The organism is Halorhodospira halochloris (assembly GCF_002356555.2).
GTDB lineage: Bacteria > Pseudomonadota > Gammaproteobacteria > Nitrococcales > Halorhodospiraceae > Halorhodospira > Halorhodospira halochloris.
The window spans coordinates 485,152-504,519 of record NZ_AP017372.2 but is presented as its reverse complement, the minus strand read 5'-3'; the positions used below and the strand labels follow the sequence as shown (position 1 = coordinate 504,519).

General features: G+C 59.0%; 19 protein-coding genes. 7 read left to right on the top strand and 12 right to left on the bottom strand.

Annotated elements, in window-relative coordinates; all coding sequences use genetic code 11:
- Positions 1 to 2: 2 nt before the first annotated feature.
- A complete protein-coding gene (locus tag HH1059_RS02420; protein ID WP_096407873.1) occupies positions 3 to 2,765 on the top strand; it encodes a valine--tRNA ligase in 2,763 nt (920 codons plus the stop codon).
- Here the strand turns inward: HH1059_RS02420 and rimI are convergent.
- From rimI to ilvN, 7 genes are all read right to left on the bottom strand, one after another.
- Entirely contained in the window at positions 2,762 to 3,325 is a 564-nt protein-coding gene (gene rimI / locus HH1059_RS02415; protein ID WP_096407870.1) for a ribosomal protein S18-alanine N-acetyltransferase, read from the bottom strand. The genes HH1059_RS02420 and rimI overlap by 4 nt on opposite strands.
- Positions 3,289 to 4,185 (bottom strand): uracil-DNA glycosylase, encoded by an 897-nt coding sequence (locus HH1059_RS02410; protein ID WP_096407868.1) that lies wholly within the window; start codon positions 4,183 to 4,185, stop codon positions 3,289 to 3,291. The genes rimI and HH1059_RS02410 overlap by 37 nt, the downstream gene beginning before the upstream one ends.
- 3 nt (positions 4,186 to 4,188) lie before the next feature.
- The gene (locus HH1059_RS02405) at positions 4,189 to 5,739 is read right to left on the bottom strand and encodes a 2-isopropylmalate synthase (RefSeq protein WP_096407865.1); all 1,551 of its coding nucleotides are present in this window, start codon (positions 5,737 to 5,739) and stop codon (positions 4,189 to 4,191) included.
- 227 nt (positions 5,740 to 5,966) lie between these two features.
- Complete coding sequence (pssA, locus tag HH1059_RS02400) at positions 5,967 to 6,713, bottom strand: CDP-diacylglycerol--serine O-phosphatidyltransferase (protein ID WP_096407862.1); 747 nt, start codon at positions 6,711 to 6,713, stop codon at positions 5,967 to 5,969.
- Positions 6,706 to 7,134, bottom strand: coding sequence for a rhodanese-like domain-containing protein (locus HH1059_RS02395; RefSeq protein ID WP_096407860.1), 429 nt, complete (start codon positions 7,132 to 7,134; stop codon positions 6,706 to 6,708). The genes pssA and HH1059_RS02395 overlap by 8 nt, the downstream gene beginning before the upstream one ends.
- Positions 7,135 to 7,160: 26 nt before the next feature.
- Positions 7,161 to 8,171, bottom strand: a complete 1,011-nt coding sequence (gene ilvC, locus HH1059_RS02390; protein WP_096407857.1) for a ketol-acid reductoisomerase — start codon at positions 8,169 to 8,171, stop codon at positions 7,161 to 7,163.
- 30 nt (positions 8,172 to 8,201) lie between these two features.
- Complete coding sequence (ilvN, locus tag HH1059_RS02385; RefSeq protein WP_096407855.1) at positions 8,202 to 8,696, bottom strand: acetolactate synthase small subunit; 495 nt, start codon at positions 8,694 to 8,696, stop codon at positions 8,202 to 8,204.
- 384 nt (positions 8,697 to 9,080) lie between these two features.
- On the opposite strand from ilvN, the gene HH1059_RS02380 reads away from it, so the two are divergent.
- Both HH1059_RS02380 and HH1059_RS02375 read left to right on the top strand, forming a co-directional pair.
- A complete protein-coding gene (locus tag HH1059_RS02380; RefSeq protein WP_096410297.1) occupies positions 9,081 to 10,790 on the top strand; it encodes a proline--tRNA ligase in 1,710 nt (569 codons plus the stop codon).
- Between the two features lie 48 nt (positions 10,791 to 10,838).
- Positions 10,839 to 11,873: an SDR family oxidoreductase gene (locus HH1059_RS02375; RefSeq protein WP_096407852.1), complete on the top strand. Its 1,035-nt coding sequence runs from the start codon at positions 10,839 to 10,841 to the stop codon at positions 11,871 to 11,873.
- A gap of 5 nt (positions 11,874 to 11,878) precedes the next feature.
- On the opposite strand, the gene HH1059_RS02370 is transcribed toward HH1059_RS02375, so the two are convergent.
- From HH1059_RS02370 to hda, 3 genes are read right to left on the bottom strand one after another with little or no spacing between them, the layout of a single operon-like run.
- Complete coding sequence (locus HH1059_RS02370; RefSeq protein WP_096407849.1) at positions 11,879 to 12,148, bottom strand: acylphosphatase; 270 nt, start codon at positions 12,146 to 12,148, stop codon at positions 11,879 to 11,881.
- Positions 12,149 to 12,155: 7 nt separating this feature from the next.
- On the bottom strand, positions 12,156 to 13,424 hold the full coding sequence (locus tag HH1059_RS02365) for a YihY family inner membrane protein (RefSeq protein ID WP_096407847.1): 1,269 nt from the start codon (positions 13,422 to 13,424) through the stop codon (positions 12,156 to 12,158).
- Between the two features lie 50 nt (positions 13,425 to 13,474).
- Entirely contained in the window at positions 13,475 to 14,209 is a 735-nt protein-coding gene (gene hda / locus HH1059_RS02360) for a DnaA regulatory inactivator Hda (protein WP_096407844.1), read from the bottom strand.
- 148 nt (positions 14,210 to 14,357) lie between these two features.
- On the opposite strand from hda, the gene HH1059_RS02355 reads away from it, so the two are divergent.
- Positions 14,358 to 15,095, top strand: a complete 738-nt coding sequence (locus tag HH1059_RS02355; RefSeq protein WP_096407842.1) for a DUF481 domain-containing protein — start codon at positions 14,358 to 14,360, stop codon at positions 15,093 to 15,095.
- A gap of 44 nt (positions 15,096 to 15,139) precedes the next feature.
- Here HH1059_RS02355 and HH1059_RS02350 read toward each other — a convergent pair whose 3' ends face one another.
- Positions 15,140 to 16,363 carry a DUF2066 domain-containing protein gene (locus HH1059_RS02350; RefSeq protein ID WP_096407839.1) on the bottom strand — a complete coding sequence of 408 codons (1,224 nt, stop codon included), beginning with the start codon at positions 16,361 to 16,363 and terminating at the stop codon, positions 15,140 to 15,142.
- Between the two features lie 154 nt (positions 16,364 to 16,517).
- On the opposite strand from HH1059_RS02350, the gene purM reads away from it, so the two are divergent.
- Genes purM through HH1059_RS02335 form a run of 3 tightly spaced genes read left to right on the top strand, consistent with a single transcriptional unit; the run spans position 16,518 to position 18,947 of the window.
- A complete protein-coding gene (gene purM, locus HH1059_RS02345) occupies positions 16,518 to 17,546 on the top strand; it encodes a phosphoribosylformylglycinamidine cyclo-ligase (protein WP_200232641.1) in 1,029 nt (342 codons plus the stop codon).
- Entirely contained in the window at positions 17,543 to 18,229 is a 687-nt protein-coding gene (purN, locus tag HH1059_RS02340) for a phosphoribosylglycinamide formyltransferase (protein ID WP_096407834.1), read from the top strand. The genes purM and purN overlap by 4 nt, the downstream gene beginning before the upstream one ends.
- A complete protein-coding gene (locus HH1059_RS02335) occupies positions 18,213 to 18,947 on the top strand; it encodes a DUF3108 domain-containing protein (protein WP_162549315.1) in 735 nt (244 codons plus the stop codon). Before purN ends, HH1059_RS02335 begins: the two co-directional genes overlap by 17 nt.
- A 9-nt stretch (positions 18,948 to 18,956) precedes the next feature.
- On the opposite strand, the gene HH1059_RS13755 is transcribed toward HH1059_RS02335, so the two are convergent.
- Positions 18,957 to 19,277, bottom strand: coding sequence for a hypothetical protein (locus HH1059_RS13755; RefSeq protein ID WP_231901999.1), 321 nt, complete (start codon positions 19,275 to 19,277; stop codon positions 18,957 to 18,959).
- Between the last annotated feature and the right edge of the window lie 91 nt (positions 19,278 to 19,368).

Sequence of the window (19,368 nt, the reverse complement as noted above, 5' to 3'; positions counted from 1 at the left end):
AAATGGAGAAGACATACAACCCGAGCGATATTGAAAGCAAGCTCTACGAGATGTGGGAACAGGGCGGACACTTCGCCCCGAGCGGCGAAGGTGAGCCATACTGCATCATGATCCCGCCGCCGAACGTCACCGGCACCCTCCACATGGGTCACGCCTTCCAGGATACGGTGATGGACGCGCTGATCCGCTTCAAGCGCATGGATGGGTACAACACCTTATGGCAACCGGGCACCGATCACGCCGGGATCGCCACCCAAATGGTCGTCGAGCGCCAGCTGGAGGGCGAGGGACTGAGCCGCCACGACCTTGGGCGCGAGAAGTTTCTCGAGCGCGTCTGGCAGTGGAAGGCCGAATCCGGCGGCACCATAACCCGTCAGCTGCGCCGCATGGGCGCCTCGGTCGACTGGAGCCGCGAGCGCTTTACCATGGACGACGGCCTTTCCGAGGCCGTAAACGAGGTCTTCGTACGACTCTACGAGGACAGGCTGATCTATCGCGGCGAGCGGCTAGTTAACTGGGATCCGGTGCTGCGCACCGCGGTCTCCGACCTGGAGGTCGTCTCTCAGGAGGAGGCGGGGCATATCTGGCACATGCGCTACCCGCTGGCCGATGACCCTAGCGAGAGCGTGGTGGTTGCCACCACCCGCCCGGAGACCATGCTCGGCGACACAGCGGTCGCTGTACACCCGCAGGATGAGCGTTACGCTCACCTGATCGGGCACAGTGTGCGCCTGCCCTTGGTCGAGCGCGAGATCCCGATAATCGGCGATGACTACGTCGACCCAGAGTTCGGCAGCGGCTGCCTGAAGATCACCCCGGCCCACGATTTCAACGACTTCGCTGTCGGTGAACGGCACGACTTAGAGCGCATCAACGTGCTCAGTGAAGATGCCCACATCAATGAACAAGCCCCCGCTCGCTATCAGGGCATGGATCGCTACGCCGCCCGTGAGCAAGTGGTAGCCGATCTTGACTCCGCCGGCTTGCTGGTGCAAATCGAGGAGCATAAGTTGATGGTGCCGCGCGGCGATCGCAGCGGTGCCGTAATCGAGCCCTACCTGACCTGGCAGTGGTTCGTGCGTGCCGAGCCGCTCGCTGAGCCGGCCATCAAGGCGGTCGCCGATGGGCGGATCAAGTTCATCCCGGATAACTGGGATAAGACCTACTTCGAGTGGCTGCGCAACATTCAGGACTGGTGCATATCGCGCCAGATCTGGTGGGGGCACCGTATCCCAGCCTGGTACGACCCGCAGGGTCAGGTTTACGTCGGCCGCAGCGAAGATGAAGTGCGCGAGCGCTACGCTATAGCCAGCACCACAGCGCTGACCCGTGACGAGGATGTGCTCGACACCTGGTTCTCCTCAGCGCTGTGGCCCTTCTCCACCCTCGGCTGGCCGCAGTCGACACCGGAGCTGCGCACCTTCTACCCAAGCTCGGTGCTGGTGACCGGCTTCGATATCATCTTCTTCTGGGTCGCCCGCATGATCATGATGGGTTTGTACTTTATGGACGATGTGCCCTTTCGCGAGGTCTATATCCACGGCCTAGTACGCGACCCGGAAGGGCAAAAGATGTCCAAGTCGAAGGGCAATGTGCTCGACCCACTGGATATAGTCGACGGCATCGACCTGGAGTCCCTGGTCGCCAAACGCACCGCCGACATGATGCAGCCGCAACTCGCCGAGCGTATCGCCCAGATGACCCGGCGCCACTATCCGGACGGCATCCAGGCCCACGGCACCGACGCACTGCGCTTTACCTTCGCCTCACTGGCCACCACCGGCCGTGATGTAGTCTTTGACCTAGGCCGCGTCGAAGGCTACCGCAACTTCTGCAACAAGCTCTGGAACGCTGCGCGCTATGTGCTGATGAACACCGCCGAGGAGGACTGTGGCTACAGCGGGGAAGGCGTTGAGTTCGGTGCCGCCGAGCGCTGGATCCGCACACGGCTAGATAAGACCATCGCCAGCGTCCGCCAAGGCTACGCCGATTACCGTCTCGACATGGCCGCACAAGCCATTTACGAGTTTACCTGGGATGAGTACTGCGATTGGTACTTAGAGCTGTCCAAACCGGCACTGCGGGACGGCACCGCTGCGCAGGCCCGCGGCACCCGGCAGACCCTGCTCGAGGTCCTGGAGACCTTGCTGCGCCTCACCCACCCGCTGATGCCGTTTATCACCGAGGAGATCTGGCAGAAGATCGCCCCGCTAACTGGCAAGCAAGGGCCGAGCATAATGCGCCAGCCCTACCCCGCGGCCCAACCTGAGCAGCGCGACAGCGCCGCTGAGGCCGAGATCGCCTGGTTACAAGCTATTATACTTGGGGTACGGCGCATCCGCGGCGAGATGGACATTTCGCCGAGCCGGCCGGTGCCGGTACTACTCGGCCACGCCAGCGCTGAGGATCGGCAACTGCTCGAGCGCCATAGTGGGTTCTTGACCAGCATCGCCCGCCTGGAGTCCATCCGCCTGCTCGACGATGGCGAAACACCGCCGGAGTCGGCCCTCGCCCTTGCCGGCGATATGGAGGTGCGGGTACCCATGGCAGGGCTGATTGATAAAGAGGCCGAACTCGCCCGGCTAGCCAAGGAGCGCTCGCGCATTGAGGGCGATATCGAGCGAGCGCAGCAGAAGCTGGCCAATGAGAGCTTTGTCGCCAAGGCCCCGCAGGAGGTGGTAGACAAAGAGCGGGCCAAACTTGAGGAGGCCCAACAGGCCCTAGCCAAGCTCGCCGAGCAGGAGCAGCGGGTGAGCAGCCTCTAGAAGGCAACCTCCCGCGCCATAATCAAAGCATCCTCACGGCCGTGCGGGGCGGGATAGTAGCCAGGGCGCCGCCCCACTTCATTAAAGCCAAACTGCTGATAGAGACGGCAGGCGGGGACGTTGGAAGGCCGAACCTCGAGAAAGAGCATCTGCGCTGCTAGCAACTGCGCGCGCTCTACGGCGACATTGAGCAAGTGGTGGGCGATGCCCTGGCGCTGCCAGGGCGGGGCTATGCAGATATTGAGGATATGCGCCTCCCCTGCTGCGCAGCTTACCACCAAGTGGCCGACGATTTGATCGACCTCGTGGACAAAACAGCCGTAGCCCACCCGCAGGCAGTCGCGAAAGATCATCTCGCTCCATGGATAGCGGTAGGCATGGCGCTCGATGCTTAGCACCGCCTCCAGGTCGGCCTCGGTCATGGGCCTGGTAACCCCGCCAGCTGCTGTCGCTATACCGCCCGCAGCCGAAGATGTGCCCGGCCCCGCGGCTGCGGCCAGATCGGGCGATTCGGCAGCAGCGCTTAGAGTGCCGCGCGAATCCGTTTCAGGTCCTGCCATGACTTAGCCTTCTCGGCCGGAGAGCGGAGCAAATAGGCCGGATGGTAGGTCACCCACACCGGGATCGAGGTATCGGCATAGGTGTGCGTCTGCCCGCGCAGCTTCGCTAGCGGGGCGGTGCTAGCGAGCAGCTTCTGTGCCGCCACCCGGCCGAGGGCGACGATAAGCTTTGGCTCGAGCAATTCGAGCTGCCGGCGTAGGTAGCCGTTACAGGCAGCCACCTCATCGGGGCGGGGCTCGCGGTTACCCGGCGGCCGACACTTAACGATGTTACAGATATAGACACCGCCGCGCTCCCGACCGCGGTCGATAGCCGCCAGCATGGCATCGAGCAGCTTCCCGGCGCGCCCGACGAAAGGCTCACCGAGCCGATCCTCATCTGCCCCCGGCCCCTCGCCTACGAGGACTAAATCGGCTCGCTTATCACCGACCCCAAAGACGGTCTGGGTCCTCGCTTCACAAAGCTTACAACTGCGACACGCGGCAACCGTCTGCTCTAGCTCCAACCAATCGAGCGCGGCGACATCAGGCGGCGGGGCATAGCCTAGCTCTGGCGTGCTGCCACCATCTGTCCCCGCCTTAGCCAACTGACTACTAACTCCGCCTTCGGGCTGCGCTGTGCCAGAGGTGGTCCCAGAGACTATCGGCCCTGGAGTTTGATCACTACCAGCACCTGTAGCTTCACCCCGGTCAACCGCCCGAGGCGCTATGTGCCCCGCTCGCGGTGGGCTCTCCCGACTCTCTCGTCGCGCCGGCCCACACATCGCCCCCTGCTCCGTGGCTTCCTCTATCAGCGCATCACGTGGGATATAGACATCTATCCCAAGCCGCTGCAGGTAGCTAAGGCGCCGCCGATCCATAGATCAGACATCACCGGCCTGGGGGTGCTGACGATCAGCGCCGACCAGGATCTTGTTCAGGGCGTTGATATAGGCCTTAGCCGAGGCGATCACGATATCGACATCGGCACCCTGACCATTAGCCACCCGACCACCGCGCTCCAGGCGGACAGTCACCTCACCCTGCGAGTCAGTCCCGGTAGTGATATTGTTGATGGAAAAGAGCAGCAGCTCAGTCCCCGACTGCACCAACGAGTCGATAGCCATAAACGCAGCATCGACGGCCCCACTGCCCGGCGCCACTGCCCGCCTCTCCTCACCATCAATGATCAGGGAGACCTTAGCCTCGGGGGTCTCTCCGGTCTCGGAGCAAACCTGCAAGGAGAGCAGTTTAATGCGCTCATTCTCCAGCGCCGCACCGGCTTCAGTAACCAGCGCCTGCAGATCCTCGTCAAAGATCTCATGCTTTTTATCGGCCAGGGACTTAAAGCGGGCAAACGCCTCGTTGAGTTGCTCCTCGGAGTCGATGACTATATCCAGCTCCTCAAGCCGCGAGCGAAAGGCGTTACGTCCGGAGTGTTTGCCCAACACCATGCGGTTGGTATGCCAACCAACATCCTCGGCACGCATTATCTCGTAGGTCTCGCGGTGTTTGAGCACCCCGTCCTGATGGATCCCTGACTCATGGGCGAAGGCATTGACCCCGACTATCGCCTTATTGGGCTGGACATGGAATCCGGTGATATTAGCAACCAGCTTGGAGACCGGCACGATCTCCCGGGTGTTGATCTGGGTGTCGCAACCGAAGACATCCTGGCGGGTCCGCACCGCCATGACTACCTCTTCCAGCGAGGCGTTACCGGCCCGCTCCCCTAGACCATTGATGGTGCACTCTACCTGCCGGGCACCGGCACGCACCGCGGCCAACGAGTTGGCCACCGCTAGGCCTAGGTCATTGTGGCAATGCACCGAAAAGACCGCCTTATCGGCATTGGGGATGCGCTCCAAAAGGGTACCAATAAGCCCGCCAAACTGCTCCGGGACGTTGTAACCAACCGTATCCGGTATATTTATAGTTCCCGCCCCGGCATCAATCGCAGCCTCGATGATCCGGCACAGGAAGTCGTGCTCAGAGCGTCCGGCATCCTCCGGCGAGAACTCGACATCGTCGCACAACTGCCGCGCCAGCTTGACCGCCTTGCCCGCTGCCTCAACAACCTCATCGGGCTGCATGTGCAGCTTGTTCTGCATGTGGATCGGCGAGGTCGCAATAAACGTATGGATCCTTGCCGCCTGCGCCTGCGCCAACGCCTCCCCTGCGGTACGAATATCCGCCTCTCGAGCCCGCGCCAAGCCGCAGACCCGGCTACCCTTGATGGTCTCGGCAACAGCTCGGACACTCTCGAAATCACCCTGGCTAGCCGCCGGGAAACCGGCCTCAAAGACATCGACATTAAGGCGCTCCAGCCCCTTAGCGATACGAATCTTCTCCTCGCGGGTCATTGAGGCCCCGGGGCTTTGCTCGCCATCGCGCAAGGTGGTATCAAAGATTATCAACCGGTCTGCTTCGCCCATCGATCTGCTCTCTGTCAAAGGTTGCTGCTGCCTAAATAGGACCCCCTAAGACCCCCCGGCGCCATAACGGACCCCCGGTGTAGATGACGCTGCGCATCCTTGCCTGTAATCCACATGACGCCAAACCTCGCGCCAAGAGAACCATACCGAGGCTGCTAAATGGTTCCAGGGGGCTGCAAGAGTCACCCCAACTATACCATAGCTGTTTTTATTTTTTCTAATCTTTATCAGCCGCGCCGCTCCCAACGGTGCCGACGCAGCCTAACTATGGTTAACACCGGGCCCGATAACAAATATGCGAAGAACCCCACAAATAGCGCGGTAGGCGGATGAACGGCGATCAGTATCAAGGCCACCACCAAACCTACAATCGCCGGAAACCTTACCCTATAGCGTATATCAAGCTCTTTGAAGCTGTCATAACGGATATTGCTGACCATCATGGCGGCTGCGGCAATAGTAATAATTGCCGCAGGGATGGCTGCCTCATAACCGCTTAGCCCGACCCGTTCACCAAACCAGACCAAGGTCACCACTACCCCGGCTGCAGCCGGGCTGGGCAACCCCTGGAAATAGCTCTTATCGCTCACCCCACTCTGGGTATTAAAGCGCGCTAAGCGCAGCGCTGCGCATGCTACGAATAGAAAGGCAGCCAGCCAGCCACCATTATCCCAAAGTAGCACCGTAGCGTTATCGCCCAAGGCCCAATTATAGACAATGAGCGAAGGCGCCAACCCGAAACTTACCATATCGGCAAGGGAGTCGTACTGCACGCCAAAATCTGTATCGGTGCCGGTAATGCGGGCGACCCTACCGTCCAGGCCATCAAAGAGCATTGCGACCAACACGGCAATCGCCGCAAGGCCGAAATCACCGTCCATGCCCAGGATTATGCCGAGAAACCCGAAGAATACGCAGCCAGTGGTTAGCAGATTGGGCAGTAGATAGATCCCGCGCCGACGTCGATTAATCATCGCTGCTCACTGGAAGATTATGTGCCCGCCAGGCTGCCATACCACCCTGAAGATTATAGACCTCACTAAAACCGTGGCGGGTCAAGATACGCGCCGCACTGGCAGAACGCATGCCACTCTGGCAATAAACAACGATAGGGGTATCGCTGCTTATTTCCAGGTCTGCCAGGCGGCGACGCAACAAGTGCTTAGGGATGTGCATGGCTGCGGGTATGGTGCCGCCGTGCAGCTCAGCTCCCGTGCGCACGTCCAGAAACAGGGTCTGGCCGTCATCGAGCCGCTCAGCTGCCTGCTCAGCACTCAGGGGCAAATACTTGCGGGTCAGGCGCCGCCAAACCATCCGGGCGAACAGCAAGACCAGCGCTACTATCACCACAAAGCGCACCGGATCCTCGGCGATCCAAACAGGCAGCTCAACCATACGCCACCCCTCCAAAGGGTACTGGATTAGTCGCGATCAACGAGCTTGTTGGCTGTGATCCAAGGCATCATGCCACGCAGTCTCTCGCCCACCTCTTCAATCTGGTGCTCGGCAGAGAGGCGCCGACGGGCATGGAGAGTGGGCGCACCTGCCTTGTTCTCGAGCACGAACTCCTTGGCAAACTCGCCATTCTGGATCTCGCGCAGGATCTCCTTCATAGCCGCGCGCGACTGCTCGTTGATAACCCGCGGGCCACGCGTAAAGTCCCCATACTCGGCAGTATTGGAAACGGAGTAGCGCATATTGGCAAGACCGCCCTCATAGAGCAGATCAACAATCAGCTTAGTCTCATGCAGGCACTCAAAGTAGGCCATCTCAGGCGCGTAACCGGCCTCGACCAAGGTCTCGAACCCGGCCTCGATTAGCGCTGCAATACCACCGCAGAGCACCGTCTGCTCACCAAAGAGATCGGTCTCCGTCTCTTCACGGAAGCTAGTCTCAATGATACCGGAACGGCCGCCGCCATTAGCCACCGCATAAGCTAGGGCTATCTCTTTGGCCTGACCACTACCATCCTGGTGAATAGCGATCAGCGACGGGACACCGCCGCCGGCGACATAAGTCGAGCGAACCAGATGGCCGGGGCCCTTCGGGGCAATCATAATCACGTCGTAGCCCTTGCCCGGGGCAATCTGCCCATAGTGGATGTTAAAGCCGTGGGCAAAGGCTATCGCCGCACCGGGTTTAAGATTAGGGGCCACCTGCTGCTCAAAGATAGCCGGCTGGTGCTCATCCGGGGCAAGCATCATAACCACATCAGCGCTGGCTGCCGCATCCTCGATAGAGGCCACTTGCAGCCCAGCCGCTTCGGCCTTCGCAGCCGAGGCGGATCCAGTACGCAGCCCCACTACTACATCAACCCCAGACTCCTTGAGATTGTTGGCATGAGCATGCCCCTGTGAGCCATAACCGATTATGGCCACACGGCGCTTGGTAATCTGAGCAAGATCTGCATCCTGGTCGTAATAAACCTTCATTATTTCCCCCTGGGTGGTGATTGGTAAAAATTAAACTCGCAAGTGACGCTCGCCGCGGCTGATGCCGATTACTCCGGAGCGGACAACCTCAAGTATATTGCTACCGCCAATGGCATCGATCAAAGCGTCCAGCTTGTCACTGGTTCCGGTGAGTTCGACCGTGTAGATCTTCTCAGTTACATCGAGCACCCGGCCGCGGAATATATCCGCCAATCGCTTGAGCTCATCGCGCTGCTCCGGGGAACCGGCAGCTACCTTGATGAGCATCATCTCACGCTCGATATGCCGACCTTCGGTCATGTCCACGACCTTGACCACGTCAAGCAACTTATTAAGCTGCTTGATTATCTGTTCGATAATCTCGTCATCGCCGATGGTAACCAAGGTCAGTCGGGATATGGTTGGATCGTCGGTCGGGGCAACAGTCAGACACTCGATGTTGTAACCGCGCGCAGTAAACATGCCCGCAATGCGCGATAGCGCGCCGGATTCATTCTCCACTAGCATCGAGATGATGTGTCGCATCGGTTAGTCGCTCCCACTTTAACGTGCCCGCCGGATAAACGGGTTAAACTACTGCCATTGCAGATTACGGTCAAGTTAATGGCGCCATCCATGGCGCCATGACCTCCACACCAGGGCAACCAACTGCCCCCCAAAACTCCCCCGGCGCCATCAGCCGCCCCGGTGTGGAGGACGCCGTGAATCCATCCCTGGAGGCTTCATGGCGCCATCCATGGCGCCAAGACCTCCACACCGGGGCGGCTGATGGCGCCGGGGGAGTCCTTAGAGGTGCCCAAAAAAGGTTTTGGACACGAAGAAGATTTTGGACATGCATCCAAATTTGAAATTTACGGCTGTAGCGACAAGAATACGGGCAGCAAAGCAACTATCTATGGAGCAAGCTCGATGCGCGTCAGCCGATTCCCGCTCTCAACCCTGCGTGAGACACCCGCCGATGCCGAGATAGTCAGCCACCAGCTGATGCTGCGGGCCGGCCTAATCCGCCGCCTCTCCTCCGGCCTCTATACCTGGATGCCCTTGGGGTTACGGGTCTTACAGCGGGTCGAACGGATAGTCCGCGAGGAGATGAACCGTGCCGGGGCGCTGGAAGTTCTCATGCCAGCGGTCCAGCCGGCCGAGCTCTGGCAGGAATCGACGCGCTGGGACAAGTATGGCCCTGAGCTGCTCCGCATCAAGGATCGTCACGAGCGGGACTTCTGCTTTGGCCCCACCCATGAGGAGGTCATCACCGATCTCTTTCGCCGCGAAATACGTAGCTACAAGCAGCTGCCGATCAACTACTACCAGATCCAGACCAAGTTCCGCGACGAGATACGCCCCCGCTTCGGGGTTATGCGCGCCCGCGAGTTCCTGATGAAGGACGCCTACTCGTTTCACCTCGACAGCGCTTGCCTGGCCCGCGAATACAGGGCGATGCACGAGGCATATTGTCGGATCTTTGCCCGCGCCGGTTTAGCATTCGAGGCGGTAGAGGCCGACACCGGGGCAATCGGCGGCAACATCTCCCACGAGTTCATGGTACTGGCCGACTCCGGGGAAGACGCCATCGCTGTCTGCGAACAGAGCGGCTACGCGGCCAATGTCGAACTTGCCCCCACCCTGCCGGCTCAGCAACCACGACCGCAACCGCAGATGGAGATGGAGCGGGTCGCCACCCCAGGCCAGCACAGCATAGCCGAGGTCAGTGAATACTTAGGGGTGCCGAGCGATCGCAACATTAAGATCCTGATCGTTGAGGGAGCAGAGGACGAATTAGTTGCCCTGCTGCTGCGTGGCGATCACGAGCTTAATGAGCTCAAGGCTGAAAAGCACCCAGCACTGGCCAAACCGCTAACCTTTGCTAGCGCTGAACGGGTCGAGCAGCAGCTCGGGTGCCCATTCGGCTCTTTAGGTCCGGTGGGGCTGGAGGGGGTCCGCCTGATCGCCGACTACGCGGCAGTTCAGGTGAGTGACTTTGTCTGCGGCGCCAACCAAGATGGCTACCATCTGCGCGGGGTAAACTGGGGCAGGGACCTACCGGAGCCCGAAACAGCCGATCTGCGCAGCGTCGAGCACGGCGACCCAAGTCCCGATGGCGCCGGGACCCTTACCATTCGCCGCGGCATTGAGGTTGGTCACATCTTCCAACTCGGCACGACCTACAGTAATGCCATGGGCGCTACGGTCCTTGACGAGCAAGGCCAGGAGCGCACCGTAACCATGGGTTGTTACGGCATAGGTGTATCGCGTGTGGTGGCCGCTGCCATCGAACAGAACCATGACCAAAAGGGCATCCATTGGCCCGACCCAATCGCCCCTTTCCAGGTCGCACTAGTACCGATAAAGGCCGATCAGCCGGAGGTAACTGAGGCGGCAGAGGCCCTCTACGGCGAGCTTACTGCCTCAGGTATAGATGTGCTTTACGACGACCGCGACTCGCGCCCCGGGGTTAAGTTCGCCGATATCGAACTAATCGGCATCCCGCACCGCGTTGTAGTCAGCCCCAAAGCGATTCAAGAGGATGTCATCGAGTACAAAGGCCGTAATGATGAAGAACCGAGCTCTGTACCGCGTGATGACATCGTCGCGTGGCTTAAAAACCGGATTAATATGTAACTGTTTAGCCACGCCATTCCCGCTAGGGAAACTCTTTATGGAGATTATATGAATCACGCCGAGCAGCAATTGCCAGCGAACTCCAGACATGCCAATGAGACAGTCTTGATTGCCGGCTGCGGCCGACTTGGACAGGCCGTCGCCCTGCAGCTGCAGGCCGAGGGTGCCCGGGTCTTCGGCCTACGGCGCCGCCCCGAACAACTGCCCGCCGGGATAGAGCCGATTAAGGCCGACCTCATGGACACGGCGCAGCTTAGCAAATGCCTGCCGCAGGGAACCTCTAAAAACTTCGCCGGCGCCACCATCCGCCCCGGTGTGGAGGACGCCGTGAATCCAGCCCTGGAGGCTTCATGGCGCCAAGACCTCCACACCGAGGCGGATGGTGGCGCCGGCGAAGTTTTTAGAGGCCACCCGCAGGACATCTCGCTAATCTACTATATAGTCACCCCGGCGCAGTTCGACGATCAAAGCTACCGTAGTGCATTCGTTGACGGCCTGAGCAATCTGCGCGACGCATTGATCAACCGAGGCCAGTCACCGCGGCGACTGGTTTTTGTCTCCAGCACCGGGGTATATGGTCAACAGCAGGGTGAATGGATAGACGAGACCAGCCCCACCGAACCGGGGCGTTTCTCCGGCCAGCGGCTGCTCGAGGCCGAGCAACTCGCCGCGGATTGCCCCTGGCCTAGCGCCATTGCCAGATTAGGCGGCATATACGGGCCAGGTCGCGATATGTTCATCAATAAAGTAAAGAAGGGGGAACCCTGTCGCCCAGACGGTTTTACCAATCGCATCCACGCGGATGATGCGGTAGGGATGCTGGTCCACCTTGGCCGAGCTACGACACCCGCCGGCATTTACCTAGGTGTAGACGACGAGCCCACCACTCAATGTCAGGTCATGGAATTTATTGCCGAACAGCTCGGCCTACCCAGCCCCCCTCGGGATGAAGCGAGCTCGTCAAACACCCGCGGCGTGGGCAGCAAGCGTGGCGACAATAGCAAGCTCAAGGCGAGCGGTTTCAGGTTTCAGTACCCAACCTTCCGCGAGGGCTATCAGGAACTAATCAGAGCGGATCTTTAAATACTTTACTTGACAACAAAGCCGCCGCTTGGCTGCTCCTCGCTCTGCTGGCAATCGACCTGCTCGACCCGGGCCGCAGGAGGGCCTTGGTGCAACCACTGACGCAACTCGGCAAGCTGAGCCGGATCACCACTAGCCAGTACCTCTACTCGACCGTCGGCGAGATTGCGGACATAGCCGCTGAGACCTAACTGGCGCGCCTTCTCCTGAGTATAGGCACGAAAACAGACCCCTTGGACTAGGCCGCTGACGTAGCAATGCAGACTCTCTGCCATACTCGGCTTAACCTCTACTGCTAGCAAAAAGCTCGCTTAAGGATATCTCAAATATCGCCTCACGCCGCTCCTCCAAGCGCCGCACCCGATCCGCCAAGCGCCTCTCCCATAGCCCTCCCTGTTCACCTATCTCAGCAGAACTGGGTAAGCGAAAGGCGCTGGTTCTGTGGAGATCTTCCAGTGTAAAACTGGCCATATCGCGAATCAAAACCCACTTACCTTGCCAATTTTGGTCCACGATCTTCGCCCGACGTAACTCCTGTAGCACCCTCTCCACCGCCTGTTCACCCGCCTCCGGCTCCAACTCCAGCAAGCCCGCCTGATCAATCGCCTCGCCTTGGCGCTGAGCATTGAACAAGTGGCCTAGCAAGCGGATGGCCAGGACCATTTCCCAGCGCTGATCACTCAACTCTAAGTCCGCTCGGCGGCGGTAACCATCCAGCGCATGGGCTATTTCAGCGCCAACCAAGATAACCAGCCATGAGATGTAGAGCCAGATCAAAAAGAGCGGCAACGCCGCCAAGGCGCCGTAGATCGCCTCATAAGTCGGCACAGTACTGACAAACTTGGCGAACCCGAACTTTGCAACCTCGAACAGCAATGATGCCATGGCCCCGCCGACCACGGCATGGAGCAAGCGCACCGGTCGATTAGGTACGAGTGCATAGATTAAGGTGAAGATCACTGCTTGGACCAGGAATGGCGCCACTGCAGTCGCGATACTGACCATCGCCGAAGTCGGCTCCACCTCCACCGGACCGATAGCCAAGCCGCCTATACCGGGGGTTGCGACAATAGCCGCGCCGATCATCAACGGCCCAACAGTCAGCACTGTCCAATAGACCATGATCCGCTGCATCGCAGGACGCGGCTGGCTAACTCCCCATATGCCGTTGAGAACCCGCTCGGCGGTATTAAGCAGCAACAAAGATGAAACCGCCAGACCAACAACACCTACCGCGGTCAACTCCGCCGCCCGACCGACGAAACTCTCGAGATGGTCATCGACCACCTCACTAGCCGCCGGCACCAGGTGCTCAACCATCAACTCACGCAACCTGTCGGTCATACCCTCAAAGACAGGGAATGCCGCGAGCACTGAGAAGGCAATGGTCAACAGCGGCACAATCGCCAACAGGGTTACGTAGGCGAGCATGGCGGCGCTTTTCAAGCACTCATCAGCACTAATGCGCTGCAGCAGATAGGCACCAAAGTCCTGGGTTTTATCTATGACCGGCTTAAGTTTAGTGACCGACAACTGAGGCAGTCTTGGCATTAGCGCTTTATATCCGACAATTTGGGTGTTTACGAAACCCCATCAGTGAATTAACTAGCGGTCCCGGGGGCTGATTCGCCAAGCAGGCCCTGCTGATTTAAGTACCCGCGCACAAAGGGGACCGTTAACCGTCTGCCTTGGGCCAAGGAGGCGCGATCAAGGTCATCAAAGACGTCCAGCAATATAGCTATACTACGCGGCAAACGACGGATCAGGTAGCGCGCCGTCGCCGGCGGCAAATCTAACCCCCGTATAGATGCGCGTTGGCGCAGAATCAGCAAACAGGTCTGCTCATCAGGCTGCTGCAAGGCGATAACCACCCCCCAACTTAACCGCGAGCGCAGATCGGCCAACTGCAAAGTGAGCTGAGACGGCGGTTGCCGCGCTGCAAAGAGCAGCGAACAACCACTCTCTACCGCCCGATTAAAAAAATGAAATAGGCCGTGTTGCATACCATCGTCCACCTCCAGGACATCGACATCATCCACTGCGACAAGCCCGGCCTGCTCAAAACCTTCGAACAGTGCCGCGCCGTATCCGCCTAACTGGCTTAAGGGCAGATAGGCAGCCGGTGTACCGTTTGCTGCCGCCCGCTTACAGGCCCCCTGGAGCAAATGGCTCTTGCCCGTTGCGGGCGGCCCGTGGAGAAAGAGCGCCGGCCCCTGATTACGCCCTTCAGCCGCGGCAGCAACCCAGTTAGCACTCTCGGCATTGGCCCCGGCGATGAACCGTTCAAGGCTGGCCGACTCATTCCACTTTATATCCAAAGGCAACTGCACTGCCATCTGATTTCTCAATCTGCTAACTAAGAGCACTTTTATTGTTAGGGATGGTAAAGACTATACTGGCCGCAGATTGGCTCTGAAAAGCCTAAAATGGTAACCTCCGGCAGGTTAGCGCCAATAAGCCTATAAAAATCAAGAGCAGTACGATATGAGACCGCATACAAAAACCCTGGCACCGCTAATGGCAGCACTCCTGCTCAGTACTCCAATATCTGTCGTGGCCGAAGATGATGACTCATTAGAGGCAACTGCCACTTTAGGCGCATCGATAAATCGCGGCAATACCGACTCGGAACGCTACTCCCTGACCTTTGACTACCTCCAACGCACCCGCGAACATCGTTTCACGTTCGATGCCGAGGCGAACCGCGGCGAGTCAGATGGCAAAGAAGACGTCAACAACACCCGCGCCGCGAGCGGCTACGACTGGTTCTTCCATGGCCCCTGGTACGCCAACACCTCACTATCCTGGCGTCAGGACAGGATGCGTGATCTCTACAGCCGCTACTCAGTCGGCGCTGGTGCCGGTTACCAGTTCTTTGACGATGACCAGATTCGTCTGTCGGTTGAGTTCGGCCCGAGCTATATACACGAAGAAACACTCGAAGAGCGCGATACCTCAGGCGAGGGCGCAGCACGCTGGGCACTCGATTACCGCCAATACGTCTGGGAAGATTCAGTGCGCATCTTCCACCGCCATGAATTCGTCATGATGGCCGATGATAGCGACAACTGGTACGCGACCACCCGAACCGGCGTGCGCATGCCGGTGCGCGAGAATCTAAGTGCCAGCCTGCAGTTCAACTACGATTACGATAACAAGACAACTGCAGATCACCGCTACGACTCTACAACCTTGGTTACACTGACTTACGATTGGGAATAATAAAGCCCGACAGCCCGGTCGAGCTTCGCCGCTTAACTGGGCTGCTATCGATCACCGCGCCAGCGGTAAGCCCTTACAACCCTACCTGCCTCCTCACCAAAATCAACGCTCGGCAGAGGCTCAACCAATAGCTGCGGAAGATCATCCAAATCCTCCAACACCAGATCCATATTATGGCTCAGGACCAACTCCAGCATCGCCCGGCGCCCCTCCACTCGTCTAATATTGACCGCATCGACCCCAGCAATCTGGCGCAGCCTGCGCTGCATTGCTACATAGTCCTCTAGCCCCTCTATGCCGAGTATAACCACCTCCATGCGCCGCCCTTCCGGGTCACCAGGAATAGCTGCATAGCGCTCAACGAAACGCTGGCCGATCAGATCTAAGGCATCACCGATCACTTCATCGAGGGCCCCAGGACCACTGCGATAAGCAATGCTCTCTTCGCCCAATATGGCCGTCCAATGCCCCCGCCAAGCGCCCGTTGAAGTGCGCCGCAAACCGACACTGATCACCGCAGCGCCGCCATAACGTTCTGAGGCTTCACGAATATTCTGCGTAAAACCACCCCAGACATCGGCATACCCCAGGCTGCGCCGGTCCTGCCAGTCGAGCAGCGGGAACAACAGTGGCAATCCCCGCTCTCTAGCTTGGGTGCGCAGGGCCTCAACCACCTCAAGCTGTTCTACGGTGTAGCCGGTGTGCCTATCGCTGAGCATCACCCGCTGACCATTGAAATCGGCAAAGGCCCAGACCAGCAAAGGACGCCTATGCCGACCCCAGACAGCCACTTCCCGCTCGCCAAGCTCCGCCTTAATTGAGCTTGCATCAAAGCGCAATTCCACGCCCAACTCACCGTTCAGGCGAGTATAGCGATAGCCTTCCAGGTGCCTCTCAGCCTCGGCCAACATGCCATAGGCCGGATGATCCTCGTCTAAGCCTTGATACTCGCCAGTCATAATGCCAATAAGTTGCTCTAAACCCCGCTCTATGGCCTGTTCGCGCGAGGCCTCAAGCCTGTCATCGACACCAGTCTCAACCATGAAGAAATCCCCTTGAGCAGCTAACCTGGGGCTAAACAGACAGCTGGATAGGACTACCAGGGCGAGCAACCCAGCGGTTAGCAGTGAGCCAACGAGGCCTTGACGCCCTGGGCAGCCCGATGAAGACTTCCGGGTAAGGTGCATAACACCTTCAGCAATGCGGCTGACCGAGGCACAAGAGGTTTGTAGAAGAGCCCAGTGGCGATATATATATTCGAGATGCATGCCCAAAGACTGGTAAGGTTAGCAACAAAGTGCTCTAAAATAGCATGAGCCGCACCCGCACCCAACGCTTTGCGGCTAAACTGTGAGCACCACTGAGCAGATCCAACAGCCAGGAAGATCGAAGCGGGAGAGAAAATTGTCAGAACAAAAACCCATGACCTACAGCGCGGCTGGTGTTGATATAGATGCCGGCAACGAGCTGGTGAACCGCATCCGATCGGCGGTCGAGGCCACCCGCCGCCCGGAAGTGTTGGGCGGTATTGGCGGCTTTGGCGGCTTAGTCGAGCTACCCAGCGGATATAACCGACCGGTAATGGTCGCCGGCACCGACGGTGTCGGCACTAAGCTCCGCCTAGCTATAGAGACAGGCCAACACAGCGGGATCGGCGCCGATCTGGTGGCCATGTGTGCCAACGACGTCGTGGTTCAAGGCGCCGAGCCGCTCTTCTTCCTGGACTATTACGCCACCGGTAAGCTTGATATCGACACCGCTCAGGCAGTAATCGAGGGCATAGCGGCCGGATGCCGCGAGGCCGGAGCCGCCCTGCTCGGCGGTGAAACAGCCGAAATGCCGGGCATATACAGTGGCGAGGATTACGATCTAGCAGGTTTTTGCGTCGGCATCGTCGAGCGCAGCGAGCTGATCGAAGGCACCACCATTAGCCCCGGCGATGCACTAATCGCCTTACCCTCCTCCGGCCCGCACGCCAATGGCTACTCGCTCATTCGCCGCATCCTCGACCAACATCCCAATCCGCAAGCAGAACAGGTAGCAGGGGCGCCTTTGCTCGATTTGCTCCTCGAACCAACCCGCATTTACGTCGGCACAGTGCTCGATCTGCTCGCCAAGTTCCCGGTTAAAGGGCTTGCCCACATCACCGGTGGCGGCCTGCCGGAGAACCTCCCGCGCATGCTCCCGGCGAGCTGCTCAGCTAACCTGGATGGCTGGCAGTGGCCGGAAATATTCCACTGGCTCGCCAAGGCCGGCAATATCGAAACCAGCGAGATGCTGCGCACCTTCAACTGCGGTGTAGGATTCGTCATCTGTGTCAAGGCCACAGACCTCGAGCCGGCCCTTGAGCACCTCAATAACAATGACATTGCAGCCTGGCAGTTAGGTGTTATAACCGAGTACGACAACGATCACGGAACAAGACTAAAGATCGACGGGGTAGCAGTGTGACTAGCCCCAAACCACGCATTGCAGTCTTAATTTCGGGCAGCGGCAGCAACCTCCAGGCCCTGCTCGATGCTGCTGCGCAGGGCGCTCTAGCCGGCGAGATAAGCGCTGTTATCAGCAACCGTAATGATGCCTACGGACTCCAGCGTGCAGCTGCAGCCGGCCTTGAACAGCACGTGGTAGATCACCGCAACTACCCCGATCGCGAATCATTTGACGCAGCACTAGTCGCCAAGCTCAAGGAGCTCGACACAGATATCGTCGTGCTAGCTGGCTTCATGCGCATCTTAACCCCAACCTTCATAGAACCGTTCTGGGGCCGCCTCCTTAACATCCACCCCTCATTGCTACCCGCTTTCCGTGGTCTGCACACCCACCAGCGGGCGCTTGAGGAGCAAGTCAGCGAACACGGCTGCACGGTCCATTTTGTAACCCCTGAGCTCGACGCCGGGCCATCAATAATCCAGGGGGTGATAAGAGTTACCGAGCAAGATACGGAGCAGACACTCCAGCGCCGAACCCAGCGCATGGAACACCTAATCTACCCGCGAGCGGTGGATTGGCTGAGCAGTGGCCGCCTGGAACTCGATGGCAATTTGCCCCGCCTTGACGGCGAGCAACTCAGATCTCCAGTTCGATTACACGAAGAAGAAACAGAGAACGCCCAGCATGCGAGCACTGACTAGTCTGCCGGCATTTTTTCTCTGCTTTACCCTCGGCGCCACCGGCCTGCTTCATACAGAGCGGCTAAGGGCAGAGCAAACTGAGCCTATCCCCGCTTTTTTTGCCGAGTATGACGTCAAATACGGGGTATTTACCCTCGGCAGAAGCACACTCGAGCTCTCCTACCCCCGGCCAGACAGGTATCGCTATCAGATGTTTGTTGCCCCGCAAGGCATCGCCCGTGCCGCTCTCGGCACCGACTATACGGACACCAGTGAAGGGCGCTTAACGGCTAGCGGCAGGCCTCGCCCCGACTATTTCCTCCATGAGCGAGAAGGGCGGGATGAGAAGGTCGAGGACATAATCTTCGATCGTGATGCCGGCAAGATCCATTTTGACGATGGTGAGTCGATCGAGCTGCAAGAGCACTATGTAGATCGCCTGCTACCGCAGATGCTCATTATGCGCGATCTCATGCATAGCGAAGATGATGAGCTGACTTACGCTATCGTTGACGGCGGTGATGTCAAAGAGTACACCTTTAAGCGCATGGGACGGGAGGAGATCCGCGTCGCTGCGGGCAGGTTCGAGGCGCTGAGAATTAAGATGCGGCGTGACGATGATGAGGAGTCGAGTGCCTGGGTTGATCCGCAGCGGCATAATCTGCCGCTTAAGATTGAGCATATTGCCAGCGGTCAGACTCTGGTTATGGAACTGCGCTCGGTCAGTGGGGATCTTTAGCCGATGCCTTTAAGCGGCCTGCTGTGCAGGCATGCCCCGCTCGGCGTAATCGACCCGCTGTGCCAGGCTCGCCCCGCTCGGCGTAATCGCCCCTCTGTGCCAGGCTCGCCCCGCTCGGCGTAATCGACCCGCTGTGCCAGGCACGCCCCGCTCGGCGTAATCGACCCGCTGTGCCAGGCTCGCCCCGCTCGGCGTAATCGACCCGCTGTGCCAGGCACGCCCCGCTGTGGAGGACGCCGTAAATCCATCCCTGGAGGCTTCATGGCGCCATCCATGGCGCCAAGACCTCCACAGCGGGAACGTGCCTGGCACAGCGGGATCAGCAGTCACCGGGGAATAAATAGCTTGTTACTTTGTCTGCCAAGAGCAATTACAGAATGAAGTTGAGCACTCATTGTGCTAATTGGAAGCAGCACTTACA